We start from the raw sequence: 26,171 nt of genomic DNA, 5'->3' as shown, positions 1-26,171 counted from the left end.
TCTAGAAGTTGTAAACGATCTCTAAGCGATAATCTTTGAGGGCTTTCTTGGCCTTGTCAAAATCTTCGGTAAACCCAAGGATATAACCTCCGCCGCCGGAACCGCAAAGTTTTAGATAATAATCGTTTGTGTCAATTCCGTTTTGCCATAATTTATGAAATTGAGCAGGGATCATCGGTTTAAAGTTGTTTAGCACAACATGAGAAAGTTTCTTGATATTCCCGAATAGCGATTTCACATCGCCCTGTAAAAAATCATCTACACAAGCATCGGTATGTTTTACAAATTGGTCTTTCAGCATTTTTCTGAAAGGTTCCTGTTTCATGTTTTCCATAAAAATATGCACCATAGGAGCAGTTTCCCCAATGGAGCCACTGTCAAGTAAAAACACAGCGCCTTTTCCGTTTTCTGTTTGTGAAGGAATTCCTGCAGGTTCAATATTATCCTGGGAATTGATAAGGATTGGGATGCTTAAATAGCTGTTCAAAGGATCCAAACCGGAAGATTTTCCGTGAAAAAAAGATTCCATTTCACCAAAGATCTTCTTCAGTTTTAACAATTTATCCCTGGTGAGATTTTCCAAAACGGTGATCTTATCTTGTGCATATTCATCATAGATAGCTGCAACCAAAGCACCACTGCTTCCTACGCCATATCCCTGCGGAATACTGGAATCAAAGTACATGCCTCTTTCGATGTCGAACTTTAAAGTTTCCAGGTCAAATTTCACCAGTGAAGGATTGCTTATTTGAAGCTCTTCCAGGTATTTGGCAAATCGTAACAGACTTTGGTTGGATTTGATAGCTTCTTCTGAAGGAATCTTATCCACTTTTAATGCGCCGTTATAAAAATTATAAGGAATTGATAAACCTTTAGAATCTTTAATGATTCCGTATTCCCCGAAGAGTAATATTTTTGAATAGAATAAAGGTCCTTTCATTGAGATAGTGTATTTAAATCCCGGTTGTGGTTAAGCATTCCATGGGAAGATCTGCCTTCTTCCAGTGTACTCCAAATCCACCGGGGGAAATGGAATAGTCCATCATTTCTTTTTTTGAAGCGGGCACCTTCTAATTTTCAATCCTTCTCGCTCCATCGCCAATACGATCACAAAGATACTGTTCATTTTCACAATACGCAACCAACTCATTCTTAATGAATTCTAAAATTATTTCTGAATGTTTTTCAGGGTATAGCACGTGTACATTGGCGCCCGCATCCAGGGTGAAGCAAATGGGCATTCCTGTACGCTCCCGGTATTCCCATATTTTGTTGATGATTTCCAGCGTATTTGGCTTCATAAGGATAAAATAGGGTCTGCTGCTCATCATCATCGAATGAAGCGTCAGGGCCTCGCTTTCCACCAGCTCCATAAAATCATCCAGGTCACCTGTTTGAAAAACATTGGTTAGTGCCTCCAAATTTTTATGTGCTTGTTTAAATCGTGCTTCCGCAAAAGGATGTCCGTGCATCAGGTTGTGACCAACACTGCTGCTTACCTGTTTTGTGCCTTTATCCACCAATAAAATAGTGTCTTGATAATTGTGAAATATTTCATGAACTTTCCCGGGGTATTCCACCCCAAAAAGGTCACTGCTGGATGCTATTCCATCATGTTTCCCCCAAACTACTATTTTCCCTTTTATACTTCGGCATGCACTGCCGGATCCCAATCTTGCAAGAAAGGAAGCTTTTCTATTGAAAAACTCTTCTGCCATTCCCGGATCCAATTCTTTTTCCAGGCTCATTACACAAAGTGCCAGGGCGCTCATTCCGCTTGCGGAAGATGCAATACCACTGCTATGGGGAAAAGAATTTTCGGTTTTTATGGTAAGGTGATACTCTTTTAGAAATGGACAATAATGCTCAATTCTTTTAAAAAATGTCGTTATTTTCGGTTTAAAATCTTCCTTGATCTTTCCTTCAAAATAAAGTTCGAAATCGAAATCCTGCGAGGGAGATTTCTTTTTTTCGTAATTTAATGTAGTGGTGGTCTTGCAATTGTTCAAGGTAAAACTTACCGAAGGATTGGCCGGAATTTGATGTTCTTTTTTCCCCCAGTATTTTACAAGTGCTATATTGCTTGGAGCCTGCCAGGTTATACTTCCCTTGTTAACTACTTTGGTATAGGGTTGAGGTAAAAAATCTTTTTCGGTCATGCTAAAGGAACTTTCCACAAATATACTTTTTTAGTTTACAGGGAAGGAATCATGGTTTCAAATTAATCCCTCATTGAGGGTTTTATTCCCTGATCTTTACCTGCAATTTTTAAAAGTATTTTTCAATTGATAACTTTTAGGCTTGCCCCGAGGTTTTCGATTGACTATTTTAGTAGTTCAATCAATAAAAAAATGAGCAAGAAACTCCTTTTTCGCAGTTCCATAGCCATTGTTATTTGTCTTTTTTTTGGTTTTTTGGGCGGTGTTGCTACCCAGGCCGGGATTGATGACTGGTATCCTGCTCTTGAAAAGCCTTTTTTTACGCCTCCCAACTGGCTTTTTGGCCCTGTTTGGATTGTTTTATACATTTTAATGGGCATTTCGGCGGGAATAGTTTGGAGCAAAGGTTTTTACCATGTATGGGTGCAAACCGCGCTTTATCATTTTGGTTTCCAGCTATTGCTCAACGGGTTTTGGTCGCTGTTATTTTTTGGACTGAAAGAACCTTTTTGGGCGCTTCTCAATATTATTTCCTTATTTATAGTGATACTTTTAACCATCAAATGGTTTAAAATTATAAGCAATACAGCTGCTTACCTGCTCATCCCTTATGCAATATGTGTGCTTTATGCGGCAGCGCTTAATTTCGAGATTTGGCGTCTTAATTATTTAAATTAATTTGATTTCAGCGTGCCATAGTTGGAAGTCAACATCACTTAGAAGTCATAGCTTTTGCCGAAATATAACCGCCGGTCCACGCATTCTGAAAATTAAAACCTCCGGTAATGGCATCTATATTTAAAACTTCGCCTGCAAAAAAGAGATTTTCAGCAATTTTGCTTTCAAAAGTCTTAAAATTCACTTCCTTTAAATGAACGCCACCTGCCGTGACAAATTCTTCTTTAAAGGTGCTTTTCCCGTCCACGCTAAACGTACTGTTTACCAACTGTTCCCTTAGATCCAGGAGCTGATACTTATTCAGGTCGGCCCAAATTGCAGATTCTTCAATTCCGGATGCATTCACCAAACTTTGCCATAACCGTTTGGGAAGTTCAAACTGGGCATATTTTGAGGTTTGTTGTTTTGCGTGATCAAATTTTAAGGCGGTAAGTTTTTCCAGAATTTCTTCAGAAGTAAAATTGGGCACCCAATTTACCTGGATTTGGAATTTATAATCCACATCGTTTAATTGACGGGCGCCCCAGGCTGAAAGTTTTAGGATCGCGGGACCGCTTAATCCCCAATGGGTGACTAACAACGGGCCTTCACTTATTAATTTGGCGGTATTTTTTAAAGTTATTTTTACTACAGCATTTGTTGCCAGCCCCGGCAGGTCTTTTATTCGGTCATCTTTGATGTTGAATGTAAAAAGCGACGGAACAGCAGGTTCGATACTGTGGCCCAATTTTTCCATCAAATTCCAGATCTTTGGATTACTACCCGTTGCAATCAGGATCTTTTTTGCTGAAAAATCCCCGTGATTGGTAAAAATCTTCCAGGAATCTGCAAGCTTTTCAATATTTTGAACTGAATGATTTTTTAATAATTCAATCCCCAATCGTTGTGATTCCTCAAGAAAACAATCTATGATGGTTTCTGAAGAATCTGAAACCGGGAACATCCGGCCATCTGCTTCAATTTTCAATTCGATACCACGCTTTTCAAACCAGGCAATGGTATCTCCCGTCATAAAAGTATGAAATGGCCCACGCAGTTCTTTTTCTCCGCGCGGGTAATTTTTGGTAAGATAATTAGGAATAAACTCGGCATGGGTAACATTGCAACGCCCACCACCCGAAATACGTACTTTTGTAAGAACTTCCTTCCCACGTTCCAGGATAAGAATCTTAGCTTCTCTTTCCATTTCTGCAGCATTGATCGCTGCAAAAAATCCTGCCGCGCCTCCTCCTATTATTATGATATCGTATTTGCTCAAATCGTTAATTCAGTATTCGTTAATTCGTTAAATCGGGACTCGTTCACTCTTTTATTTGCCTTTTTTATTGTTTGTTTCTCGCCTCGAATACACGAATGTTTTTCTTTTTTACTTGAAATTCTCCACGCTACGTTATTTTTCTTGTCTCAAATCTATATTAAGCAGATCCGGGAAATCTGAAATGACACCATCTACCCCAAAATCCTTCATTCTCAAAATGTCTTCCCGCTCATTAACTGTCCATACATTGACTTTGAATCCGGCCGTTTTGGCTTGTTTTACATTTTCACGGGTTATAATTCCCAAAGAGGGATGAATGGCTTTTGCGTTTAGCATTTTTCCCAGTTGCAGCGCTTCTTTTACGCTGGCTTTGCTTAAAACACCTATTCGTATATCGGGATCTGTTTTATAAACCTCAAATAACTCGTTTTTTTGAAAACTGGACACTATAAAATCTTCCTGATTCCAGTTAAGCTTTTTGATATAATGCTGAATGATCCTGCAGGTTTCAGCAGCGGTATTCAATCCTTTCAATTCTATATTGATCCAACATTTTCCCTGAATTAGATCCAGAACCTCGGTAAGTAAAGGAATTTTGAATTTTTTGTTTACTTTCAGCATTTTCAGCTCTTCCCAAGACTTTGACGCAACCTCACCCTGGCCATCGGTAGTTCTGTCCAGGGTAAAATCATGAATCACCACCAGCTCCCCGGACTTGCATTTATGAACATCTATTTCAATTGCATCGACCCCAAATTCCAAAGCCAGAGTTATACTTTCTAAAGTGTTTTCAGCCAAATGGCCTTTGGCGCCCCGATGACCAATCTTCTGTGGCTGTGTCATATGTTTTTTATATTCTTTTAGCGGATATATGTAACAACCATATAATTATTCCCCTGTGAAAGAAAATTTTTCTAATGGATGTTTCATTTTGTAAATATATTGAAATAGCCTTAGAACTAATTCGTATTAATTATTAAGAGCGCTTTAAGAAGTTAAATCTAAACCATTAGATCCCTTTAAAACACAGGTAAACTGTCAATCTAACTTAAGAAAAGTTGGAAGAGAATTGAAATGTCCGTTTCTTTCGGAGAAATTCTGACTCATGTATCAGCCTAAGAAATATAAAAAGAAAGACCCTCAGTACATTTATGATTTTATAAAAGCGCATCCTTTCGCAACCTTCATTTTAAATGGAAGCAGGATTCTGGCAACTCATATTCCTGTGCTTATTGAGGGAAATGCGAGCGAATTCATTTTGTATTCCCACATTGCCAATCACAATGAACAGTTGTCCTATTTAAAAGATGGAGCAGAAGCTTTGCTTATCTTCCAGGGAGCTCACGGATATGTTTCTTCCTCGTGGTATAAGGAAAAGGACATCAGCACCTGGGATTATTCTGCGGTGCATATAAATGTAAAACTGAAAATTCAGTCCGGAAAGGAACTGGAAACCTCTCTTGAAAACCTGGTTGAAAAATTCGAAAAAAATCAACAGCAGCCATTGTATTATAAAGATATTCCCCAAAAAATGCTGGAGGATCACCTGCCTCTTATCACCGGATTTTGGTGTAAGCCTTTTAAAACTGAGGCGGTGGCAAAGTTGCATCAGGGATATGGAAAGGAAGATGTTTCAGAAGTTGTAAGACATCTGGAAGATCAACAGTGTCCCATGGCTTCATCATTGAGTAAAGACATAAAAAGGGAAAATGAAACTTCATACGTGCCTTTGATTTCTTCAGAAGAATAATCCTCTCTTAATCTGTAATTATGCTGAGATCAACTTTCTAGCAGGGTTAAAAAAACGATAAGGTTTTGATTTGAAGATAAATAAAATATAAATTGAAGCGGTAAATTTTACTGCTTTAATTCAATTGGATTTTTATGCCTGAATTGCCGGATGTTGAGGTTTTTAAACAATATTTCAATGCGACTGCATTAAATAAAAAGGTGGCAGAGGTAGATGTGCTTGATGAAGAAATCCTTGTAAATATGAGTTCGTGTTCTTTTCAAATGCGGATGAAAGGCGGGACGTTTCAGGCAACCATGGGAAGTATTGGTTCATTCAGTTGGACAGGGAAGAAACCCTTATGATGCACTTTGGAAAGACCGGGAGTTTGAATTATTATAAAAATCGGAATCAAAAAATACTGGCCGGAATTGGAAATGGGTATTCAGACGAGATCCTCTATCATTCAAAATTTTATCCATTTACCAAAGTCGGTGAACTTTCAGAAAAGGAATTAAAAAGTGTCTTTGAGAAGGAAATTAACTTAGAATATTAAAATTTATAAATTATGGAGAAGTGGTTTGAATCATCCTGGACATCTGTTATAGCAATCTGTATCACGACAATTGGAATTTATCTGGCAGTAATAATCTTTACAAGATTGGCAGGGAAACGTAGTTTTTCTAAAATGTCTAGTTTTGATTTTGCAATGACTGTAGCAATAGGTTCTATTATTGCGACTACAATTCTTTCAAAATCTGTAAGTCTTACAGATGGTGTAGTTGGACTTGCAATGGTTTATATACTTCAACTCTCTGTGGCTACTTTAAGGCGATCTTCAAATGTAGAAAAACTTGTTGATAACACACCGTTGATGTTGATGGATGGAACCAAAATATTGTACGAAAACCTCAAAAGTGCAAGAGTTACAGAAGCAGATTTAAAATCGAAATTAAGAGAAGCTAACGTATTAGAACTCTCCCAAATTAGGGCGGTGGTGTTTGAAGCTACTGGCGATATTTCTGTTTTACATTCTAAAGATGTAAACGTAGAATTAGAAGACTGGTTGATAGAGGGAGTTATGAGATAAAACTTTTCGTACTTATCAATTGGTTAATTACGATTTTTTATTTCCCCTATTAACGGTATTACTTCTAAAAATTAACCCATTTCAAATTAGGATGTTAAAGTGTTTTAATTTATTCAGAAGATGGTCTTAAATCTCTTTTGGTTGAATTATGACCTGTCTACTTTTATAGAAATTACCAGAAAATGATTCCTGAACTTGAAATAAATTCGATTAAACACCAGTCGGAAATCCAGATTGAAGAAGAGAAGATAAAAGAAAGATTTACCGATTTCATACTTGAGGAAGATCACCCTTGTGTAATGGCACAAACTGTTTTTAGTATGGATAAGGTAGACTTTCGGGTCTATGAAAATTTTGGTTCGAAACAAACTGCAGTCGCATTGTTAAGGGATCTCAAATCTTACATCGCTAAATACGATTTTGATTCACCCGATTTCTTCACTTTTATAGCCGCTTTTGAGGGTAGAAAGGATTTTACAGAAGATCAGTTTGAAGCTTTATTATGGAAGCAATTACAGTTTTTACACGAAGTAGATGATCAACCATGGGATCCCACGGTAAGCAGTGATCCGGCAAATCCAAATTTTAGTTTTAGTATAGGAGGGAAAGCTTTTTATATGGTAGGTTTACATCCTAACAGTTCCAGAAAAGCCCGGCAAAGTCCTTTACCAACCATCGCTTTTAACCTTCATTGGCAGTTTGAGAAATTGCGGCAAATGGGGGCTTATGCTAATGTAAGGGAGAAAATTAGGGAAAGGGATCTTGAATTACAGGGAAGCAATAACCCAATGCTGGAAGATTTTGGAGAAACCAGTGAAGCCAGGCAGTATAGTGGTAGAAATGTTGGAGAAGAGTGGAAATGTCCATTTCTTTCAGACAAAAAGCAGGAATAAAGATCCTTATCATATTTTGGAGTATTTAAAAATCCTCAAATTATCAGCAACTTTGTTATTATACAGTGAAAAAATTGAAAAAACATGGTTTGTAAAATTGAAAAGCAAACAGGGGTTGCATTTATCTTAAAAAAAGGACAAAATTTAAAGGTGATTGATCCACAAGGAGAGCAGGTAAGCGATATGGTTTTATTTAATGCAAACGATGTTAGGGAGAAGATCTCTTCGGGAAAAACACTGGATTTTGAAGAAAACCTGCTTATTACAAAGGGAAATTTTTTGTGGAGTAACCGGAGCAGAAAAATGATAGAAATCCTGGAGGATACAAATGGAAGAAACGATTTTTTACTTGCTCCCTGTAGTCCCGAAACTTTTCAGATAATGTATAAAAATCCCAAATATCATCCCAGTTGCTTTGAGAATCTTTACACAAACCTGGCACCTTACAGGATTGAACCGGATGATGTTCCCACCGCCTTCAATATCTTCATGAACGTTCAATTTCAGCCAAATGGAAAACTGAGCGTAGACCCTCCAACCAGCAAGCCGGGTGATTTTGTGCTTTTTCAAGCAAAAATGGATCTCATAGTTGCATTAACCGCCTGCTCTGCCGAGGATAGTAACAACGGTAGCTTTAAACCTATACATTACGAGATCCTGTAGGTATCTTAAGTTGTTTTTGTTCGTTTGCTTCGATACCTAATATTGAGCATTTCAATTATCAGGGAAAAGAATACTGCGAAATAGATGTATCCCTTAGGCACATGATAATGAAACCCTTCAATAATAAGCATAAACCCAATAAGGATTAAAAAGGATAATGCCAGGATTTGAACTGTTGGATATTTATTTACAAAATCGCTCACGGCCCTTGCAAAAATCATCATTATTATAATAGAAACAATAACAGCTATTATCATTAATATAAGTTCGTTTGTAAGACCTATCGCAGTAAGAATGGAGTCAAAAGAAAAGATAATGTCCAAAAGCACAATCTGCATTATTGCATACCCAAAAGTACGTACATTTTTAGCCACCATTTCCTGTTCATCTCCTTCAACTTTATGATGGATTTCTAAAATGGATTTCACCAGTAAAAATCCACCTCCAGCTGCCAGAATTATATCCCTCCAGCTAAGTTCAAAATCGGAGATAGTTAAAACAGGTGCCGTTAATCCAATGATCCAGGTAATACTAAGCAACAGTAAAATTCGCATGATTAAGGCAAGGGACAATCCGGTAATTCTGGCCTTTTTTTGCTGATTTTCCGGAAGTTTTCCGGCTACTATAGAAATAAATATTATGTTGTCTATCCCCAGGACGATCTCCATGAAGGTTAAAGTGAGCAGAGCTATCCAGGTGTCGAAATGAAGAAATATTTCCAATTTAAAGTTATTTTTTCTAGTTAAAGTTTCGTTGAAGATGCCTTTAAAAGTATGAAAAATTTCGGGGTCTTAAATTTTACACACATTTTTATCAAAGTACCAGTTCCTTGAATAATCTTTTCAATGTTTCATCAAGATTAGAACACAATCCTGGATGAGGTCGGGAAGTCTGGATCACCGAGCTTCGCACCGCGGTAAGCCAACGAAATCTGGAAGGCACATCGAGCTGTGCTATTGGACCGCCATTTTTTTCACCAAGGCAAATTTTTTCGAAAGATTCCAGATTTTTCCGGATTTGCCCAAGGTCAAAATCTTCAGCAAGACATTTTAAACGTTGCTCATCGAGTTGATACAGTACCTTAAGGAATTTCTCTTTTTTACAAAACAGGATAATGCCTACATTTAGGAATTCTTCCCGTTCTACCCTTGGTAAAACCCGGATTACTGCATATTCATATAAATGTCTGTCGTGCATTTTGTGCTTCTTTTATAAATATTTCTGAATTGGCCAGCCTTACCAATAAAAACTGAACATAGGTTTCTCTTAATTCCTCAAAACTTTGATCATTTCCTTCCCAGTCAAGCCATTCGTCAGGAATTAGAGCAACGATTTCACGTATTTTTTCTTCAGTAAGAAGCCTTTTACAAATCGCATTGGCTTCTTCAATTTGGGATGCCACCGGTAATAAAACGTGATCTTTAATAAGACTGAAAGTGGTTTTGGCTTGTTTTTCCATATTGGTCCAGGAATGGTGGAAATAAAAGGAAGCTCCGTGGTCAATAAGCCATAATTCCTTATGCCAAATCAACATATTGGTGTTTCTGAAGGTCCTGTCCACATTGGTGATATAGGAATCCAGCCAAACAATTTTGGAAGCAAGCATTGGCTCTACCTGGGTCACAACCGGGTCAAAATTAATTGCTCCCGATAAAAAATGCAATGCCAGGTTCAATCCCTGACTTGTCTTAAGCAAATCCTGAATTTCCTCATCGGCTTCGGTTCTTCCAAAGGCCTCGTCCAATTCTGCAAATACAAGCTCCGGAACCTTCATCCCCAGTGCCCGGGCGATCTCAGAGCCTATCAATTCTGCGGTTAAGGCTTTTACCCCATGACCGGCACCTTTAAATTTGAGCACGTATTTAAAATCATCATCGGCTTCAGCCAGCGCTGGAAGGGAACCTCCTTCCCGCAGAGGCGTGATGTACCTGGTAACCGTTACGCGTCGTAACTCATATTTTTCTTCCATAGGTATGCTATATCGAAAAACAAATTTAAGCGAATATTTAATAGGGGATGAAGCTTACTGTAAAAACCCGATAAGGCGCAATGACGAAGTTTTTTAGATTTATAATTCTTTGAAAATTTCATTAAAATCGGGTTCGTGTAATTCATCTTTTGAAAATCCGCTTTCTTTTATATTTTCGGGGTAAATTTCATGATTGATTAGTAATAGAGCAATTAACAAGAAAATTCGTAACTTTTCCCGATATGTTCAATCTTGTTCTCTAATAAAATGTTTAAATGAAGAATGCTGCCTTTTATTTAATCCTGATTTTTCTATTTCAGTCCTGTTGGTACACGGGGGTAGATGATGATGAGCCTTACAGAAGTATGTATAAACCTATTACTCAAAGCAGAGCAGATTTTGAGAAAACCATTGTTTTAAAGGAAGCCCAACAAATAATGACTTCAGGAAAAATTTACGTGAAGGATGATCTAATTTATCTCAATGAGTTGGGAAAGGGCTTTCATATTTTAGATAATTCAGATCCTGAGAATCCTCAACCCCTCGCTTTTTTGGAAATTCCTCTTGCAACAGATCTCGCTATTCGCAATGATATACTGTATGTGCATCATGCAGTAGACCTGGTCTCTTTTTCTTATTCTGTATCTAATAATCGCCTGGTTATTTTGCATAGGGAAAGAAATGTTTTCCCGGAACTGCAATCTCCGGATGGTTTGGGTCCTGAACATTATGGCGTTGCCGAAGGAAATATCGTTTTGGGTTATCAATTGGAAAATTAAACCGGTGAAACTAACATAACGGAGATACGATTCAAACACCTATGAAGCTATGCGAATAACATATGCCCAATAAAAGAACAATAACTTTCTACACATGAAAAAAATAATCGCAATGTTCATAATAGTTGCTCTTGCTGGTTGTAATGCCGAGAGCGATTCTGCAAGCGTTAATTCCGGAGACGGGATAGGAGGTTCTCTTGCACGTTTCTCCCTAGTAGGAGAATATTTATATACTGTAGACGATCAATCCCTTCGCATTTTTGATGTTTCTAATCCTGCGGTGCCAACTTTTTCAGGAGAAAAATTTATTGGCTTTGATATCGAAACCTTGTATTCCTTAGATGAATATTTATTTGTGGGAAGCGAGCTTGGGATGTATATTTTTGACATATCCGATCCCAAATTTCCGCTTCAACTTTCAAAAGTAGAACACGTGCGAAGCTGTGACCCTGTTGTTTCTTCGGGGGATTTTACTTATGTAACCCTGCATACAGATGCGAGTTGTATGGGAAATGTGAACCAGCTGGAAATTTATAACACCAAAGACCTTTTAAGGCCGGAACTATTGGTAACCCTTAGCTTAGATCGCCCAATTGGATTGGGTCTTTATGGGAATTATTTACTGGTAACCGATAAGAATGTAGTGCGAATCTTTGATGTAACCGACCCGTCTCAGCCAGATTTGGTAGGAGGAATAGAGGAAGATGCTTTTGACCTGATAATTAGGAATAATGATTTGTTCCTTATAGGTAAAAGCGGACTTACCCAATATGAATTAAACCCGGTAGCTATGGAAGAATATGTTTTTAGAAGCAGGATTGAATTTTAGGAGATTTTGAAAATCTCTTCATTTTATGTAGTTCGTGAACTGCTTCGTGGTAATTGATTGTTTAAAAATAAGGGTATTAAAGATTAGTGTGGCTTGTTAAAAGCGGGAGAAATGAGCAAATTTAGTGATTGAACTTTTTTTCAGTTTTCATCAAATACCCTGCAGTAAGTAAAACAGCTCCCACCATAACGCCCAATGCAGGTTTACTGGTAATGTATTGTTTGAACTTTGAGGGTTTCTGGATTTTTTCTACATATTTGCTGAAACCAAGTTCACAGGCTTTATTGAAATTTATATCAGGCAGATATTTTTCCTCCCCTTTTTTGATGATCCTGTAATCAAGCAATTCCTTATAAGCGGGCTCAAATTCCATAGGATATTCAATGATATCTTCAATCTCGCCTTCATATTTCATGATAAGTAAGATCACATCGGCGGTTTGGTAGATATGTTTTTTTTCTTCTTCCATTTTTTTCTATATCGAAAAACAAATTTAGCTTAATAATGTATAGTTGAATCAAGCCTTAAGGAAAATTTATAATACTAAAAATTCGCTTTATTCACGAAGAATTTTTCGTTTAATGCGGACGGCAGGACTTCCGGAATGGCTTCACTCTGGATAAACTTCTTGTTCTTCTCTTTTACTTTCAAAAAAATATGGAATGAAAAAAGCCTCAGATTTCTCTGAAGCTTTTCCTTTTTGGCCTGCACTGAGCTTGCCGAAGTGCGGGCGATAGGACTTCCTTCGACTGTCGCTCAGGATAAACTTCTCATCCTCTCGCCTTATGTATCTCAATAAAATTCTATCCATAAAAAAAGCCTCAGATTTCTCTGAAGCTTTTTCTTTGTGCGGGCGAGAGGACTCGAACCTCCACACCTTGCGGCACTAGATCCTAAGTCTAGCGTGTCTACCAATTCCACCACGCCCGCTTCTATTATTTAACCTGCTTTTCGAATGGCAGGCTGTTTTTAAATTTTACAACTCTTAGGACATTGTAAAACTACTTACCTTGGTAAGCGGCTGCAAATATACATAAATGTTTCAATTTTCAAATGACTCTGGAAAAAATTATTAATTAATTCTTTCTGCTATTTATTTGAATCCGTCTTGTTGATATCCTTTTTCTTATACCTGAATCTAAGGCGCCTTGATGTTTTAGAATTTTTGCCTCCTCTTCACCACACCACTTGATTTTCTTACCTTTACGTAATTTTTCAAATCAAACAGAATGAGTGATATAAAAAAATATGTGGTGGAAAACCGCGAAAGATTCATCAATGAACTTGTTGAATTGCTTAAAATTCCTTCAATAAGTGCAGATCCGGCCTATAAAAACGATGTTTTAAAAACCGCCGATGCGGTTATGAAACGACTTCAGGAGGCAGGCTGCGACACGGTAGAAATTTGCGAAACCCCAGGAAACCCAATCGTTTTTGGTGAAAAGATAATCGATAAAAGCCTTCCTACGGTTTTGGTATATGGCCATTATGATGTCCAACCACCAGATCCGCTGGATCTATGGACCAGTCCACCCTTTGAACCGGTGATCAAAGAGACAAAGATACATCCCGAGGGCGCTATTTTTGCCCGTGGCGCCTGTGATGATAAAGGGCAGATGTATATGCATGTGAAGGCTTTGGAGTATATGATCAAAAATGATGCGCTACCCTGCAATGTAAAATTCATGATCGAAGGGGAGGAAGAGATTGGAAGTGGTAGCCTGGGCTGGTTTATTGAAAGGAACAGGGAAAAACTTTCCAATGATGTAATCCTGATATCCGATACCGGAATGATCGCAAAAGATGTTCCTTCTATCACCACCGGATTGCGCGGACTTAGCTATGTGGAAGTGGAAGTAACAGGGGCAAATCGTGATTTGCACAGTGGATTGTATGGAGGCGCGGTTGCAAATCCTATCAATGTGCTGGCAAAAATGATCGCTGCTTTGCACGATGAGAATAATCATATCACCATTCCCGGATTTTATGATAAGGTAGTAGAAGCAAGTGATATCGAACGGTCTAAGATGGCCGAAGCTCCATTCTCCCTGGAAAAATATAAGGAAGCATTGGATATTGAAGACGTTTATGGTGAAAAGGGCTATTCTACTAATGAAAGGAATTCCATTCGTCCAACTTTGGATGTCAACGGAATTTGGGGTGGATATACCGGGGAAGGAGCAAAAACGGTAATCGCCAGTAAAGCCTATGCAAAGATCTCCATGCGTCTGGTTCCGGATCAGGACTGGGAGGAGATTACAGCACTTTTTAAGAAACATTTCGAGAATCTGGCACCAAAGGGCGTAAAAGTGAAGGTGAAACCTCATCACGGCGGACAAGCATATGTTACGCCAATTGACACTTTGGAATACCAGGCTGCAAATGATGCTTATGTAGAATCTTTTGGCAAAGCCCCAATCCCACAAAGAAGCGGGGGAAGTATCCCAATTGTTTCCCTTTTTGAAAAGGAACTAAATAGCAAAACCATTTTAATGGGATTTGGTCTGGACAGCGATGCGATCCATTCCCCTAACGAGCATTTCGGGATCTGGAATTATCTCAAAGGAATTGAAACCATTCCACTTTTCTACAAACACTTCACTAAATTAAAACAACAGGAATAAAACTGTAGTTAGCGAGGATTCGCAACTAGTTTGCGCGGATTTGCTATCCCTAGTTAGCGCGGATTTGCAATCCGCGCTACTGTTTCTCAAAATTTGAAATCCGTGCACGGATCGCAGATCCGGGCGATCCGTGATCGCAGATCCGGGCGATCCGTGCCAGATCAAATCTTCTTCACATATTTTGTGATGATCACAATTTGTTGTCCGTCCACTTTTCCTTCTATATATTCTTCATTTTCATTATCAAGAGAAATACGTCTCACGGCCGTACCTTGTTTTGCAACCATGCTACTTCCCTTTACTTTAAGGTCTTTTATTAAAACAACATTGTCACCCGCTTCCAGAATAACCCCATTGCTGTCTCTGTGCACAATAGATTTTGCAGAAGGATCTGCAACCTGATTGGCTTTGGCCCATTCTTTAACATCCTCTTCCATGTACATCATATCGAGTAAATCCTGTGGCCAGCCTTCCCTTTTTAATCTCGTAAGCATTCTCCAGGCCACAACCTGTACGCCAGGAACAGGGCTCCACATGCTATCGTTTAGACATCGCCAGTGATTGGGGTCAGTTTTATCAGGATTTTCTATCTGTTCCCTGCAGGTCGCACATATCAGGATGCTTTTTTGGGCCCCTTTGGGAGAATCGGGGACTTCATATATGTTAAGGTCGTCATTGGAGGTGCATAGTTCACATTGGGAGTTGCTTCTTTGAAATAATTCTTGTTCCAGGCTCATTATAAATAATTTTATGTGGTAAAGGTATAAGAAACCTTTTAATACTTAGCCAGTTTAATCTGCACAGAACTACTGGTGTAGGGAAATGCATAAAATTTGATTGTTAAAAATAAAGTTGCTCTATGTTTGTAGAATTAAAATATTATTCTACATTTGTAGAAGATCAAATACATGTCTATAAAATGCAGTTATCTAATTCTGAACAACAATTGATGGAAATTCTATGGAAACAGGAAAGAGGCTTAATGAAGGATCTTATTGAAGCTTATCCATTGCCTAGACCGGCAACCACTACCGTGGCCACTTTGTTGAAAAGAATGCAGGATAAGAAATTTGTAGACTATATACAGTTAGGAAGATCCCGGGAATATTTCCCTTTAGTAAAAAAGAAGGATTATTTTTCTAAGCAGGTAAACGGATTAATCAGGGATTTCTTTAATGACTCGGCCTCTCAGTTTGCCTCTTTTTTCACCAAAGAAACCAATTTAAGTAAAAAAGAGTTGGAGGAGCTTAAGAAAATTATAGATCAAGAAATCAAAAGAAAATAGTTATGGATATGTATTTAGTGAATTCCGCAGCCTGCTTAGCCATATTGTTGTTTTTCTATAAATTGCTATTGGAAAATGAAACCATTCATCAGTTTAAAAGATTCTATTTATTAGGTTCTGTTTTTATAGCCTTTGTAATTCCTTTTATCACCTTTAAAACCTATATCGAGGTAAGTCCAGATTCGCTTCAACAATTCTCTGGCTCTTCAATTTTAATTTCTGAAACAGAAACTGCTTCCTCATTTAATTGGAGTCTAATTCTTTGGGGAATCTATGGAATTGGTGTGTTGATATTCAGTATTAAATTTTCAGCAAATTTGATAAAGCTAATTATAAGAATCCGGCAGAATCCGAAGCTTAAAAACAAGAACTATATCAATGTGCTTTTAAGAGATAAACTAGCTCCACACACTTTTTTTAATTACTTGTTCTTTAATAAAGAGGAGTTCATTAACAAACAAATACCTCCCGAAGTCATAATGCATGAAGAAGCACACTCCAGACAACTTCACAGTTTGGATATCCTATTAATGGAAATCTTGCAAATTGTATTCTGGTTTAATCCACTTATTTATTTGGGAAAGAACGCGATAAAATTAAATCATGAATTTCTCGCAGACCAGGCAGTTATTAAGAATGGTATGGGAGCATCAAATTATCAAAAGACCTTGTTGGCATTTTCATCCAATGCCCAACCAAGCAAGTTGGCTAACGCCTTTAATTATTCATCCACCCGCCTTACCGTATTTGGGAAGACATTTAGTTTTGGAAAATTCGGGCAGGTCAAAAAACGATTTAAAGTTATGAAAACACACACATCAAGAACATCATTTTGGGTTAGGAGCTTATTATTACTGCCATTAATGGCATTATTATTTTATGGATTCAGCGATAAGGCAGTTGTGGTTAAGGATGCGGTAGCTGCTCCTTATACATTTCAGGATACCGTTCCAGACAAGAAACTCACATTGCACATTGAGGAAAAGATAATTATTGTGAATGGTAAGATTACCAATTTAAAAGATTTTGCTAAAACTATTAATGAAATTACAAGAGACTGGAAAAAGGAAGATTTTGATCTTTATGGGTTGGAAATTAAAGTAGGAGAGAGTGTTGAGAATTCTTTTATTGATAAAATAAATGCGGAATTTAGAAAAACAAATATGGCAAAAGCTTCTGTAAGCAATTCATCATACATACCCCGATCTGGGTCGCTCAACTCTATGATACCAGATACCCCTCCTGCATCACCAAAAATGGAAGATTATCTTACTGATAATTCAAAGATTTATCTCGAAGGAAAAATTATTTCAACAGAAGAAGCCATTGAACTAATTATTACAATGGGTAAGAAATTAACTGTCTCCATTAGAGAAAATGGGAAAAATAAAACAACTGTAACATTGGAATTTAAGGATGCTGTCCCACCACCGCCGGCACCTCCTAAAACTCCTTCAGCGGAAAATGGAAATTTATATACGGCGGCACAGTCTCCACCACCACCAAATTCAAACACATTAGAATATATAAAGGAATTGGCAAAGCGAGGAGCAAATTTTTATATTGGACCGCATAAATATAGCCCAGAAGAAGCTATAAAAATGGTGAAAAAAAGCACAAATGAAATTTCAATTGATGTTAGTAAATACCCAGATGTAATATTGGGCGGTTGTTAGCATAAATTGACAGTGTAATTTCAAAAAAAAGCTTCCGGATTATTACTTCAGAAGCTTTTTCTGTTAGTGCGGATTTGTAATTCTGTTAGTGCGGATTTGCAATCCGCGCTATTCAATCGTTTGGCAGGACAGAAAACTGTCGTGGATCTTAGATCCGCACCATCCGTTAGTGCCGATTTTCTGTTAGTGCGGATTTGCAATCCGAGCTAATACAATTTTAAAAAAGATCGATCAAAACAACTTCCAGCTCCTCATCCAAACCTGCATAATTCCTGGCTGAACTGAAAAGATAATGTTCTGGCTTATCTACAATTCTCGCTTTTACCGGATTATTATGAATATAATGCAGTTTTTGAAGAAGGAATTTTCGGGAATATAAAATTTCAGCGTGGTACCCGTCCTTCCAGACTTTATACTTCTGGTCCCTTTTAAGGTGTTTGCAAACGTCTTCAAGGTAATTAAGCATCCATTTTCTGCGACTTTCCGGCTCCTCTTCGATGATGTTTATGATCCTTTTGGAAGTGAATTTTTTAAAGTCACGAATAATCTGCGCAAGGCCAATTTCTCCAGCCCCTTTACAAATCATATGGATGTGATTGGTCATAATACAATACGCATAGACCTCCAGTCCTTTTTCTTTCTGGCAATATTTCAGACTTTCAATCAGTACCTTTTTTTGACTTTCCCGGGTAAAAACATCAATCCACCCCACCACTGTAATGGTAACAAAGTATACCCCTTCGGGCTCCGTCGCTTTGTATTTGGTAGACATTTTTATAAGTTTAATAAGATTGTCGTAGGCACGGATCGCAGATCCGCGCCAGCCCCGCCCGTTAGCGCGGATCTGCGATCCGTGCCCCGTTAGCGCGGATCTGCGATCCCAACGATAGCGCGGATCTGCGATCCGTGCTTAGCTTTCATTTTTAATATACTCATTCACCAGCTCCTCCATAATCTCCAAAGTAACCGTTCCCTGTCCCAGGATGACTTCGTGAAAATCACGAATATTAAATTTATCGCCCATTTCTTCTTCTGCTTTTTTCCTTAATTCCCGAATCTTGATCTCCCCGATCTTATAGGAAACCGCCTGGCCCGGCCAGGAAATATAGCGGTCAATTTCTGTATTTATTTCATGCAAGGATAGCGCTGTATTGGATCTCAAATATTCAACTGCCCGCTCACGGGTCCAGCCCAAAGCGTGTATTCCGGTGTCTACTACCAATCTGCATGCCCGCCATTGTTCATAGGTGAGCTTTCCAAATACTTCATAAGGAGTGGTATAAATTCCCATTTCTTCGGCTAAAAATTCTGAATACAATCCCCAGCCCTCCCCAAATGCCGACAGGTAGAAGTTCCTTCGAAAAGCAGGGATGCTGTCTCCCAGCTCCCCGTTGAGGGAGATTTGTAAATGATGTCCCGGTACTGCTTCATGGGCGGTTAGGGATGGTAAAACATATAAAGGCCTGCTGGGTAAATCGTAGGTATTAACCCAGTAATAACCCGGTTGGGTTTCATTTTGTGCAGAAATATATCTTCCCGTGGTGTATTTGGGAGCGATGGCATCGGGAACTGGTGCAACTCCGTAAGGCTTTCTGGGTAATTTCTTGAAATATCTGGGAAGTTGTGCATCTATTTTCTTGGAAATATTACGGGCTTCCTTCAACAATTCTTCTGCAGTAGCGGCATAAAACTGCTTATCTGTTCGCAGGAACTGAATAAAATCTTCAAAACTGCCTTCAAATTTCACTTCAGCAATAATCTTTTTCATTTCAGAATTGATTCGGCTTACTTCATCCAATCCTATTTGATGAACCTGTTCTGCGCTAAGATCCAGGGTGGTGTAATAATTCAGTCGGTTTTGGTAATAATTCCTGCCGTTTGGAATTTCAGAAACACCAACACTTTCCCTGGCTTTTGGTAAATATTCGGTATCAAAGAATTTCTTGATTCGCTTAAACTGCGGAATAACTTTTTCTTTTACAGCAAGTTCTGCAGCTGCTAAAACAGAATCCTTTTGATGAGCAGAGAGCGAAGAAGGCAAATTTTTAAAAGGGGAATAGTAATAACTCTCTTTTGGATCTTTTACAATTTGGTCATTATAAGTTACGTCATAACCTTTAAAGATCACCCGGGGCTGTGTAATTCCTTTTTGGATGCCTTCCCTTAAAAGCACGAGATGCTGATCTACATAGACCGGGATCGCGTTAAGTTTATTGAGGTAGGTTTTTACCTGATCGTAATTTGCAAGATCGCGCACATGATAAGGTAGACTTACGTGAAAGCCGGCATCGGAAAGCAGCGGATTCAAATAAGCATCATATTCATAAAAATCTACGGTCTCTTTTAATTTGAATTTTAAAAGTTCTGCCGAGATCTTTTCCGACGGGTTTAAGCTGTCTTTCTGGATAACTTCAAGTTCTTTCAACTTTTCCTTTGCAAAAAAAGCTTCCCTCCGGTAAAATTCTGCGGTATATAAACCAAGCGGAAATTTCTCCCTGTCATAGGATTTATGATCCTGAACCTGTGTGATTACTTCCTGAAGTTTTGCTGATTCGTTCTGGGCTGAACTGATGTTGATCGAGGAAAGACTTATCAATATCAGAAGGAGGGTTTTGCTGAAATCCATATAAATGTTTGTTGTTAAGTTATAAAGATAAGATTAATAATAAACACAACAATTTCAGGAGCTTTGAAGCAGTTCGGGCTCGTTTTTACGTCTTAAGTCTCAATTTCCCAGGATTCTGTTTCCTAAACCCATCATTAGTTTTTTAGCTTCTTCAGGGTTTCTTTCTACCTCTTCTACTTTAAGCGCATCCTTTGTTGGGAGTAATCTATAGCTGAATACAAAATTGGGTTTTTCCGTAGAGGTGTCCAGAACCCCAAACCGCAGATCATTAAAATATAACAGTCCTTTTTCTTCAGAAATGATAAACCAACCATTTGAAATATCGATCAGCCTGTTTATTTTATCCTCATTTCTTAAGGTGCCCAGCAATTCATGATTCTTGAAATAACTTTTAAATACAATGGGTTTCGAGTCGAATAAGGAATAATCCCCAATCAAATATGCATCTTTCAGTTCTACATTAGCGGTCCACAAAATGGAATTGAATGGAGCCGGTTTGGTTTCAATTTGACTATATGCATAGCCTTGTTCTTCCAATGCATTTTTGAATTGGAAATAGGTAACTCCCTTTAAAATAAGGGTGATAACAAGATATGAGCTGCTAACTATAAGTCCGAGATTGTTGAATTTTCTTCTTCTTTTACTGCCTCTTTTGGAACGCATGGCCAGGATAAGAAAGAGGAGGAAAGGAAGTGTATAAAGAGGATCTATCACAAAGATATTCTTAAAAGCTATTCGGAGATCAAACGGCCAGAAAAGCTGGGTACCCCAGGTGGTAAAGGAATCGAGGATAGGATGTGTGAAAAATCCCCAAAACATCAACCATGACCAGTCTTTCCACCCCGCAACGGATCTTTTTTCAAGTTTCGAAATTAGCCAGCCAAACAACGGCGCAAAAAGAATGGAAAAAACGATGGAATGCGTGAATCCGCGATGGATTTCTATGGCCGAAACCGTATCTGTAAAAAGCGTTGCAAAAGTATCCAGATCGGGAATCGTACCGGCTATCGCTCCGTAAAGCATGGCCTTATTTCCCACTTTTCGCCCTAATACGGCTTCGCCAACAGCGGCTCCTAGTACTATTTGGGTAATTGAATCCATAATATATTATTAAGGCCGCATATTTTATTAATTTTTAGCACTTGCTTTTTTACTAGATGAAACATCTATTTAAGCTTTTGCACTCAGGGATTTAAATACTACAAATCCAAAACCTGCAAACAGCATCAGGTGAAATATCAATAGGCCAAAATCCTTTAAAACAAAGGCACTATAAATAGCAAAACCAAAATACAGCCAGAGGCCAGTTTCTATAAGGACATTGAACGACAGATTTTTAGTAAGGTATTTATTGCCTTTCCAGGAATCTTTGAGGCTGTGAATATTGAATTTTGGTGTACGAATAAATTCGCTCTTTTTTCCAAAATGCCCTTCCAGAACAGCCATAGAATTATGTACTGAAAATCCCATAGCTACAGAGAAAAAGGTGATGAACATCACAATAAATCCAAAGAAATTTTTTACTCCCTTACCATGGATCTTTTTGTAGGTGATCCAGTAACAGAAAAAGAAGATTAGGGTGCTTAGCGCAAAAAAGGCAATTATATTAAAGTACCCGCTAAATTGCGGATTGGAATTTTTGATATACAATACAGGAACGCTTAATACTGCTAAAAGCAATATAAGCAGGAACATACTGGAATTTAAAAGGTGAAAAAAACCATGAAATTTTGTTCCGGAAGTCAGGGATTTATCAAATAAAAGCCGGGAATAATTTTTCTGAAAATTCTCTGCTGCGCCTTTATTCCACCTAAATTGCTGAGATCTTGCTGCGCTTATCACCACCGGAAGTTCTGCAGGGGTTTCTACATCTTCCAGGTATTTAAATTTCCATTTTTTCATCTGGGCGCGATAGCTCAAATCCAGATCTTCGGTTAAAGTATCTCCGCTCCAGTTGCCGGCATTCAAAATACACTCTTTTCTCCATATGCCTGCGGTACCGTTAAAATTGATGAAATGCTTGCCAAAATTCCTTCCGGTTTGTTCCAGGATAAAGTGAAAATCCAGCGCAAAAGCCTGAATTTTGGTAAGCATGGAATAGTTTCGGTTGATATGCCCCCAGCGGGTTTGAACCACGCCTATTTCAGGATCTTTAAAATAGGGAACGGTTTGTAACAACCAGTCCCTCTTAGGGAGAAAATCGGAATCAAAAACAGCTATGAACTCTCCTTTTGCTGTTTCCAAACCTTCTTTTAGGGCCCCGGCTTTAAAGCCCAGACGCTTCGTGCGGCAAATATGCTGTATGTCCAATCCTGTTTTTTGTAATTTCAGGATCTGGGCAGCGGTATTTCCAAGGGATTCATCTGTAGAATCATCAAGCACCTGGATTTCCAGTTTTTCCCGTGGATACTCCATTTTGGAAATATTTTCCAGAAGGCGTTCCGTGACATAAAGTTCATTGTATAAGGGTAATTGAATTGTAACCAAAGGAATCTCCCGGGGATTATTGAGATTATATTTAACCGAGGTGTCTTCCTGCTTTTTGGATCGCAGGTAGTTCACAAGAAGGCTCAATTGAGAAATGCTGTAAATGAAAATCAGCAACAATGCGAGGGTGTAGATTATGATAATCGCAAGATCCATTATTTGAAACTATATTTAAAAATCCAACTTAAAATTTTCACTCCGGCAAAGATAGCCCCTTTTACTGTTCCTGAAACTTTTGACGTCCCAATCCGGTTTTTGTAATGAACGGGAACTTCCACGTATTTATAATTTTTTTTAATTGCTTTTAATTGCATTTCTACCGTCCAGCCGTATGTTTTGTCTTCCATATTCAAGGCGAGTAGCTTTTCGTATTTCATGGCACGAAAAGGCCCGAGGTCCGTGAAATTTGCACTGAAAAATAATTTCATTAAGGACGTTGCCAGCCAGTTTCCAAAAATTTGAGGGAAGGTCATAGATCCTTTTTCCCGCAGGTGTTTTACCCTTGCTCCAATTGCAAGATCCATATCATCTTCTATGATTGGGGCGATAATTTTATACATTTCTGCCGGATAGTCGCTGTAATCCCCATCCAGAAAAACGATGATCTCCGGTTTGGAATCTTGGTTTGCTATATAGTGCATTCCCTTCAGGCAGGCATATCCATATCCTTTTTTTGATTCGTGTAAAACGGTAGCGCCGGCTTGTTGGGCAAACTGGGAGGTTTGATCTGTAGAATTATTGCTTACCACAATGATTTCTGAAACAAATGAAGGAATTTCCTTTATAACTTTCCCTATGGATGCTTCTTCGTTATATGCCGGGATAATTACTTTTATTATAAAACTCATTTAAAACTTTAACTTCAGGCTTACCTTATTTAATTTCCTGGAACAGAAATATTGAGATTTGCGCTTTGCTTCAATCGTTAAATATAAGACGTTATTTATCGGGTGTACTAACATGAAGAAACAAAAAATTTTCTATGGTAATTTTGGGTCTTTTTTATTGTCCATTCTGAACGAGCTTTTGGTCGAGGAAGAATCCCTACGGCCTGGGCGATGGTACGAGTAGTGAAACTTTTATGGCCTTTCAGACATGATTCGCCCAATGAATACGCAGGATTCTTCACTGCGTTCAGAATGACATTCCGGGGAGTTTTTGTCATTCTGAAGGAGCTTTTGGGCGAGGAAGAATCCCTACGGCCTGGGCGATGGTAGGAGTATTGAAGCTTTTATCACCTTTCAAATATGATTCGCCCAATGAATACGCAGGATTCTTCACTGCGTTCAGAATGACATTCCGGGGAGTTTTTGTCATTCTGAAGGAGCTTTTGGGCGAGGAAGAATCCCTACGGCCTGGGCGATGGTAGGAGTATTGAAGCTTTTATCACCTTTCAAATATGATTCGCCCAATGAATACTCAGGATTCTTCACTGCGTTCAGAATGACATTCCGGGGAGTTTTTGTCATTCTGAAGGAGCTTTTGGGCGAGGAAGAATCCCTACGGCCTGGGCGATGGTACGAGTATTAAAACTTTTATGGTCTTTCAAACATGATTCGCCCAATGAATACGCAGGATTCTTCACTGCGTTCAGAATGACATTCCGGGAATTTTTTGTCATCCTGAAGGAGCTTTTTGGGCGAGGAAGAATCCCCACGGCCTGGGCGATGTTACGAGTATTGAAACTTTTATGGCCTTTCAAATATGATTCGCCCAATGAATACGCGGGATTCCTCACTGCGTTCAGAATGACATTCCGGGAATTTTTTGTCATTCTGAACGAGCTTTTGGGCTAGGAAGAATCCCTACGGCCTGGGCGAGCGTAAGAGAATTGAAACTTTTATGGCCTTTCAAACATGATTCGCCCAATGAATACGCATGATTCTTCACTGCGTTCAGAATGACATGCCGGGAATTTTTTGTCATTCTGAACGAGCTTTTGGGCGAGGAAGAATCCCTACTGCCGGGGCGATGGTATGAGTAGTGAAACTTTTATGGCCTTTCAAACATGATTCGCCCAACGAATACGCAGGATTCTTCACTGCGTTCAGAATGACATACCGGGGAGTTTTTGTAATTGTATACGAGCCATTCCATTTGTGTTGTTTTTCTGAACGATCAATCCCCCCTTTTTTTGTCATTCTGAAGGAAGTTTTTGGGCGAGAGAAGAATCCCTACGGCCTGGTCGATGGTAGGAGTATTGAAACTTTTATCACCTTTCAAATATGATTCGCCCAATGAATACTCAGGATTCTTCACTGCGTTCAGAATGACATGCCGGGGAGTTTTTGTAATTGTATACGAGCCATTCCATTTGTGTTGTTTTTCTGAAGAAGCAATCCCCCCTTTTTGTCATTCTGAAGGAGCTTTTGGGCGAGGAAGAATCCCTACGGCCTGGGCGATGGTACGAGTATTAAAACTTTTATGGCCTTTCAAATATGATTCGCACAATGAATACGCAGGATTCTTCACTGCGTTCAGAATGACATGCCGGGGAGTTTTTGTAATTCTGAACGAGCTTTTGGGCGAGGAAGAATCCCTACGGCCTGGGCGATGGTAAGAGTATTAAAACTTTTATGGTCTTTCAAACATGAGTCGCCCAATGAATACTCAGGATTCTTCACTGCGTTCAGAATGACATTCCGGGGAGTTTTTGTCATTCTGAACGAGCTTTTGGGCTAGGAAGAATCCCTACGGCCTGGGCGATGGTAGGAGTATTGAAACTTTTATCACCTTTCAAATATGATTCGCCCAATGAATACTCAGGATTCTTGACTGCGTTCAGAATGACATTCCGGGGAGTTTTTGTCATTCTGAACGAGCTTTTGGGCGAGGAAGAATCCTGCAAAATTTTCATCAAAATTATCAAGGGATAATCCACATAAATTCAATATAAATTGAGTTCTTCTTTTTTATATAAGTAGAGAATTTCCCTGAATTGATTATCTTTTTAGTGTTTAAGGTACCTTTGAAAATGGAATTATTTCTGCTCAAACTTCTTAACTATTTCTTTTTTACTTTTCACAGCCTGCTTGTGCTGTTCAATTTGTTTGGATGGATCTTTCCAAAGACCAGGAAGCTTCATTTTTTTAGTCTGGTCATCACACTTTTTTCCTGGGTGGTCCTGGGATTCTGGAAAGGCTTTGGCTATTGTTTTCTTACCGATTGGCATTACGACGTTCTCAGGAAACTGGGAGAAACCGAAATGCCAAACAGCTATATAGCTTTTTTAATTAAAACCTTTTCCGGTTGGATGCCAGATGAAAATTTAGTTGAAATATTAACCTTATCCTTAACACTTGTCGCTTTGATCTGTTCGATCTGGGTGAATTTCATTACATCAGGATCAACTTCAAAAAAGTGAAAAGTTCAAGGTTCAAAATTTTAAACCTTGAACCCATAATTTGTTTTATATTTTGTTGCATT

Annotated in this window: 32 protein-coding genes and 1 tRNA gene; 12 read left to right on the top strand and 21 right to left on the bottom strand. The window is 38.6% G+C overall.

Translation table 11 applies throughout. The annotated features are described in order from the left end of the window. Nucleotide 1: 1 nt before the first annotated feature. Together GILLI_RS08780 and GILLI_RS08775 are read right to left on the bottom strand one after the other, a co-directional pair. On the bottom strand, nucleotides 2–940 hold the full coding sequence (locus GILLI_RS08780) for a mevalonate kinase family protein (RefSeq protein WP_006988746.1): 939 nt from the start codon (nucleotides 938–940) through the stop codon (nucleotides 2–4). A gap of 130 nt (nucleotides 941–1,070) precedes the next feature. Next, nucleotides 1,071–2,159 (bottom strand): diphosphomevalonate decarboxylase, encoded by a 1,089-nt coding sequence (locus GILLI_RS08775; protein WP_040506533.1) that lies wholly within the window; start codon nucleotides 2,157–2,159, stop codon nucleotides 1,071–1,073. Between the two features lie 192 nt (nucleotides 2,160–2,351). Between GILLI_RS08775 and GILLI_RS08770 the strand changes: the two genes are divergently transcribed. Next, entirely contained in the window at nucleotides 2,352–2,837 is a 486-nt protein-coding gene (locus GILLI_RS08770; RefSeq protein WP_006988744.1) for a TspO/MBR family protein, read from the top strand. A gap of 34 nt (nucleotides 2,838–2,871) precedes the next feature. On the opposite strand, the gene GILLI_RS08765 is transcribed toward GILLI_RS08770, so the two are convergent. After that, nucleotides 2,872–4,095, bottom strand: a complete 1,224-nt coding sequence (locus GILLI_RS08765) for a BaiN/RdsA family NAD(P)/FAD-dependent oxidoreductase (protein WP_006988743.1) — start codon at nucleotides 4,093–4,095, stop codon at nucleotides 2,872–2,874. Between the two features lie 132 nt (nucleotides 4,096–4,227). Beyond that, nucleotides 4,228–4,938 carry a glycerophosphodiester phosphodiesterase gene (locus GILLI_RS08760; protein WP_006988742.1) on the bottom strand — a complete coding sequence of 237 codons (711 nt, stop codon included), beginning with the start codon at nucleotides 4,936–4,938 and terminating at the stop codon, nucleotides 4,228–4,230. Nucleotides 4,939–5,200: 262 nt separating this feature from the next. On the opposite strand from GILLI_RS08760, the gene GILLI_RS08755 reads away from it, so the two are divergent. The 5 genes from GILLI_RS08755 to GILLI_RS08730 all read left to right on the top strand — a co-directional run bounded on the left by GILLI_RS08755 (nucleotide 5,201) and on the right by GILLI_RS08730 (nucleotide 8,470). Beyond that, complete coding sequence (locus GILLI_RS08755; RefSeq protein ID WP_006988741.1) at nucleotides 5,201–5,845, top strand: FMN-binding negative transcriptional regulator; 645 nt, start codon at nucleotides 5,201–5,203, stop codon at nucleotides 5,843–5,845. Between the two features lie 134 nt (nucleotides 5,846–5,979). Next, a complete protein-coding gene (locus GILLI_RS08750; protein ID WP_040506531.1) occupies nucleotides 5,980–6,189 on the top strand; it encodes a DNA-formamidopyrimidine glycosylase family protein in 210 nt (69 codons plus the stop codon). 203 nt (nucleotides 6,190–6,392) lie between these two features. Beyond that, nucleotides 6,393–6,914 carry a DUF421 domain-containing protein gene (locus GILLI_RS08740; protein ID WP_006988740.1) on the top strand — a complete coding sequence of 174 codons (522 nt, stop codon included), beginning with the start codon at nucleotides 6,393–6,395 and terminating at the stop codon, nucleotides 6,912–6,914. A gap of 182 nt (nucleotides 6,915–7,096) precedes the next feature. Continuing rightward, the gene (gntA, locus tag GILLI_RS08735) at nucleotides 7,097–7,807 is read left to right on the top strand and encodes a guanitoxin biosynthesis heme-dependent pre-guanitoxin N-hydroxylase GntA (protein ID WP_006988739.1); all 711 of its coding nucleotides are present in this window, start codon (nucleotides 7,097–7,099) and stop codon (nucleotides 7,805–7,807) included. 84 nt (nucleotides 7,808–7,891) lie between these two features. Next, nucleotides 7,892–8,470 carry a DUF1989 domain-containing protein gene (locus GILLI_RS08730; protein WP_006988738.1) on the top strand — a complete coding sequence of 193 codons (579 nt, stop codon included), beginning with the start codon at nucleotides 7,892–7,894 and terminating at the stop codon, nucleotides 8,468–8,470. A 5-nt stretch (nucleotides 8,471–8,475) separates the two neighbouring features. Here the strand turns inward: GILLI_RS08730 and GILLI_RS08725 are convergent, their stop codons facing one another. The 3 genes from GILLI_RS08725 to GILLI_RS08715 form a co-directional block, all read right to left on the bottom strand. Continuing rightward, nucleotides 8,476–9,192, bottom strand: a complete 717-nt coding sequence (locus GILLI_RS08725; RefSeq protein ID WP_006988737.1) for a TerC family protein — start codon at nucleotides 9,190–9,192, stop codon at nucleotides 8,476–8,478. A 91-nt stretch (nucleotides 9,193–9,283) separates the two neighbouring features. Next, the gene (locus tag GILLI_RS08720) at nucleotides 9,284–9,667 is read right to left on the bottom strand and encodes a DUF3037 domain-containing protein (protein ID WP_006988736.1); all 384 of its coding nucleotides are present in this window, start codon (nucleotides 9,665–9,667) and stop codon (nucleotides 9,284–9,286) included. After that, nucleotides 9,645–10,439, bottom strand: a complete 795-nt coding sequence (locus GILLI_RS08715; protein WP_006988735.1) for a HipA family kinase — start codon at nucleotides 10,437–10,439, stop codon at nucleotides 9,645–9,647. Before GILLI_RS08715 ends, GILLI_RS08720 begins: the two co-directional genes overlap by 23 nt. Before the next feature lie 275 nt (nucleotides 10,440–10,714). Here GILLI_RS08715 and GILLI_RS08710 point away from each other — a divergent pair, with 275 nt between their 5' ends. Further along, nucleotides 10,715–11,218: a hypothetical protein gene (locus GILLI_RS08710; RefSeq protein WP_006988734.1), complete on the top strand. Its 504-nt coding sequence runs from the start codon at nucleotides 10,715–10,717 to the stop codon at nucleotides 11,216–11,218. Between the two features lie 94 nt (nucleotides 11,219–11,312). After that, entirely contained in the window at nucleotides 11,313–12,047 is a 735-nt protein-coding gene (locus tag GILLI_RS08705; RefSeq protein WP_006988733.1) for an LVIVD repeat-containing protein, read from the top strand. Nucleotides 12,048–12,168: 121 nt separating this feature from the next. Here the strand turns inward: GILLI_RS08705 and GILLI_RS08700 are convergent, their stop codons facing one another. The 3 genes from GILLI_RS08700 to GILLI_RS08690 all read right to left on the bottom strand — a co-directional run bounded on the left by GILLI_RS08700 (nucleotide 12,169) and on the right by GILLI_RS08690 (nucleotide 12,977). Continuing rightward, a complete protein-coding gene (locus GILLI_RS08700) occupies nucleotides 12,169–12,516 on the bottom strand; it encodes a hypothetical protein (RefSeq protein WP_006988732.1) in 348 nt (115 codons plus the stop codon). 141 nt (nucleotides 12,517–12,657) lie between these two features. Beyond that, nucleotides 12,658–12,858: a hypothetical protein gene (locus GILLI_RS18115; protein ID WP_084810949.1), complete on the bottom strand. Its 201-nt coding sequence runs from the start codon at nucleotides 12,856–12,858 to the stop codon at nucleotides 12,658–12,660. Between the two features lie 37 nt (nucleotides 12,859–12,895). Continuing rightward, nucleotides 12,896–12,977 (bottom strand) — tRNA-Leu (locus tag GILLI_RS08690). A gap of 299 nt (nucleotides 12,978–13,276) precedes the next feature. Here GILLI_RS08690 and GILLI_RS08685 point away from each other — a divergent pair. Next, nucleotides 13,277–14,671 carry a dipeptidase gene (locus tag GILLI_RS08685; protein ID WP_006988731.1) on the top strand — a complete coding sequence of 465 codons (1,395 nt, stop codon included), beginning with the start codon at nucleotides 13,277–13,279 and terminating at the stop codon, nucleotides 14,669–14,671. A 161-nt stretch (nucleotides 14,672–14,832) separates the two neighbouring features. On the opposite strand, the gene GILLI_RS08680 is transcribed toward GILLI_RS08685, so the two are convergent. Next, nucleotides 14,833–15,408 (bottom strand): PhnA domain-containing protein, encoded by a 576-nt coding sequence (locus GILLI_RS08680; RefSeq protein ID WP_006988730.1) that lies wholly within the window; start codon nucleotides 15,406–15,408, stop codon nucleotides 14,833–14,835. Between the two features lie 182 nt (nucleotides 15,409–15,590). On the opposite strand from GILLI_RS08680, the gene GILLI_RS08675 reads away from it, so the two are divergent. Together GILLI_RS08675 and GILLI_RS08670 are read left to right on the top strand one after the other, a co-directional pair. Beyond that, nucleotides 15,591–15,956 carry a BlaI/MecI/CopY family transcriptional regulator gene (locus GILLI_RS08675; protein WP_040506934.1) on the top strand — a complete coding sequence of 122 codons (366 nt, stop codon included), beginning with the start codon at nucleotides 15,591–15,593 and terminating at the stop codon, nucleotides 15,954–15,956. A gap of 380 nt (nucleotides 15,957–16,336) precedes the next feature. Continuing rightward, the gene (locus tag GILLI_RS08670) at nucleotides 16,337–17,632 is read left to right on the top strand and encodes a M56 family metallopeptidase (RefSeq protein ID WP_169312728.1); all 1,296 of its coding nucleotides are present in this window, start codon (nucleotides 16,337–16,339) and stop codon (nucleotides 17,630–17,632) included. A 217-nt stretch (nucleotides 17,633–17,849) separates the two neighbouring features. On the opposite strand, the gene GILLI_RS08665 is transcribed toward GILLI_RS08670, so the two are convergent. The 10 genes from GILLI_RS08665 to GILLI_RS18540 all read right to left on the bottom strand — a co-directional run bounded on the left by GILLI_RS08665 (nucleotide 17,850) and on the right by GILLI_RS18540 (nucleotide 25,557). After that, the gene (locus GILLI_RS08665) at nucleotides 17,850–18,404 is read right to left on the bottom strand and encodes an REP-associated tyrosine transposase (RefSeq protein WP_006988727.1); all 555 of its coding nucleotides are present in this window, start codon (nucleotides 18,402–18,404) and stop codon (nucleotides 17,850–17,852) included. 138 nt (nucleotides 18,405–18,542) lie between these two features. Next, complete coding sequence (locus GILLI_RS08660; RefSeq protein ID WP_006988726.1) at nucleotides 18,543–20,258, bottom strand: DUF885 domain-containing protein; 1,716 nt, start codon at nucleotides 20,256–20,258, stop codon at nucleotides 18,543–18,545. 99 nt (nucleotides 20,259–20,357) lie between these two features. Then, on the bottom strand, nucleotides 20,358–21,359 hold the full coding sequence (locus GILLI_RS08655; RefSeq protein ID WP_006988725.1) for a metal-dependent hydrolase: 1,002 nt from the start codon (nucleotides 21,357–21,359) through the stop codon (nucleotides 20,358–20,360). Between the two features lie 69 nt (nucleotides 21,360–21,428). Continuing rightward, nucleotides 21,429–22,901 (bottom strand): cellulose synthase family protein, encoded by a 1,473-nt coding sequence (locus tag GILLI_RS08650; protein ID WP_006988724.1) that lies wholly within the window; start codon nucleotides 22,899–22,901, stop codon nucleotides 21,429–21,431. Continuing rightward, nucleotides 22,901–23,593: a glycosyltransferase family 2 protein gene (locus tag GILLI_RS08645; RefSeq protein WP_006988723.1), complete on the bottom strand. Its 693-nt coding sequence runs from the start codon at nucleotides 23,591–23,593 to the stop codon at nucleotides 22,901–22,903. The genes GILLI_RS08650 and GILLI_RS08645 overlap by 1 nt, the downstream gene beginning before the upstream one ends. Before the next feature lie 313 nt (nucleotides 23,594–23,906). Beyond that, on the bottom strand, nucleotides 23,907–24,062 hold the full coding sequence (locus GILLI_RS18550) for a hypothetical protein (protein WP_006988721.1): 156 nt from the start codon (nucleotides 24,060–24,062) through the stop codon (nucleotides 23,907–23,909). Continuing rightward, nucleotides 24,059–24,214 carry a hypothetical protein gene (locus GILLI_RS18545; protein WP_006988720.1) on the bottom strand — a complete coding sequence of 52 codons (156 nt, stop codon included), beginning with the start codon at nucleotides 24,212–24,214 and terminating at the stop codon, nucleotides 24,059–24,061. Before GILLI_RS18545 ends, GILLI_RS18550 begins: the two co-directional genes overlap by 4 nt. Then, the gene (locus GILLI_RS18390; protein WP_006988719.1) at nucleotides 24,211–24,519 is read right to left on the bottom strand and encodes a hypothetical protein; all 309 of its coding nucleotides are present in this window, start codon (nucleotides 24,517–24,519) and stop codon (nucleotides 24,211–24,213) included. Before GILLI_RS18390 ends, GILLI_RS18545 begins: the two co-directional genes overlap by 4 nt. A gap of 148 nt (nucleotides 24,520–24,667) precedes the next feature. Continuing rightward, nucleotides 24,668–24,886, bottom strand: coding sequence for a hypothetical protein (locus GILLI_RS18100; protein ID WP_006988717.1), 219 nt, complete (start codon nucleotides 24,884–24,886; stop codon nucleotides 24,668–24,670). A 515-nt stretch (nucleotides 24,887–25,401) separates the two neighbouring features. Further along, entirely contained in the window at nucleotides 25,402–25,557 is a 156-nt protein-coding gene (locus GILLI_RS18540; RefSeq protein WP_006988715.1) for a hypothetical protein, read from the bottom strand. Nucleotides 25,558–25,719: 162 nt separating this feature from the next. Here GILLI_RS18540 and GILLI_RS19240 point away from each other — a divergent pair, with 162 nt between their 5' ends. Beyond that, nucleotides 25,720–26,109, top strand: a complete 390-nt coding sequence (locus GILLI_RS19240) for a DUF2784 domain-containing protein (protein WP_006988714.1) — start codon at nucleotides 25,720–25,722, stop codon at nucleotides 26,107–26,109. The last annotated feature ends 62 nt before the right edge of the window (nucleotides 26,110–26,171 follow it).

This window comes from Gillisia limnaea DSM 15749 (assembly GCF_000243235.1).
Lineage (GTDB): Bacteria > Bacteroidota > Bacteroidia > Flavobacteriales > Flavobacteriaceae > Gillisia > Gillisia limnaea.
Note: the sequence above shows the minus strand (reverse complement) of the source record. Positions and strands in the feature narration are given on the sequence as shown.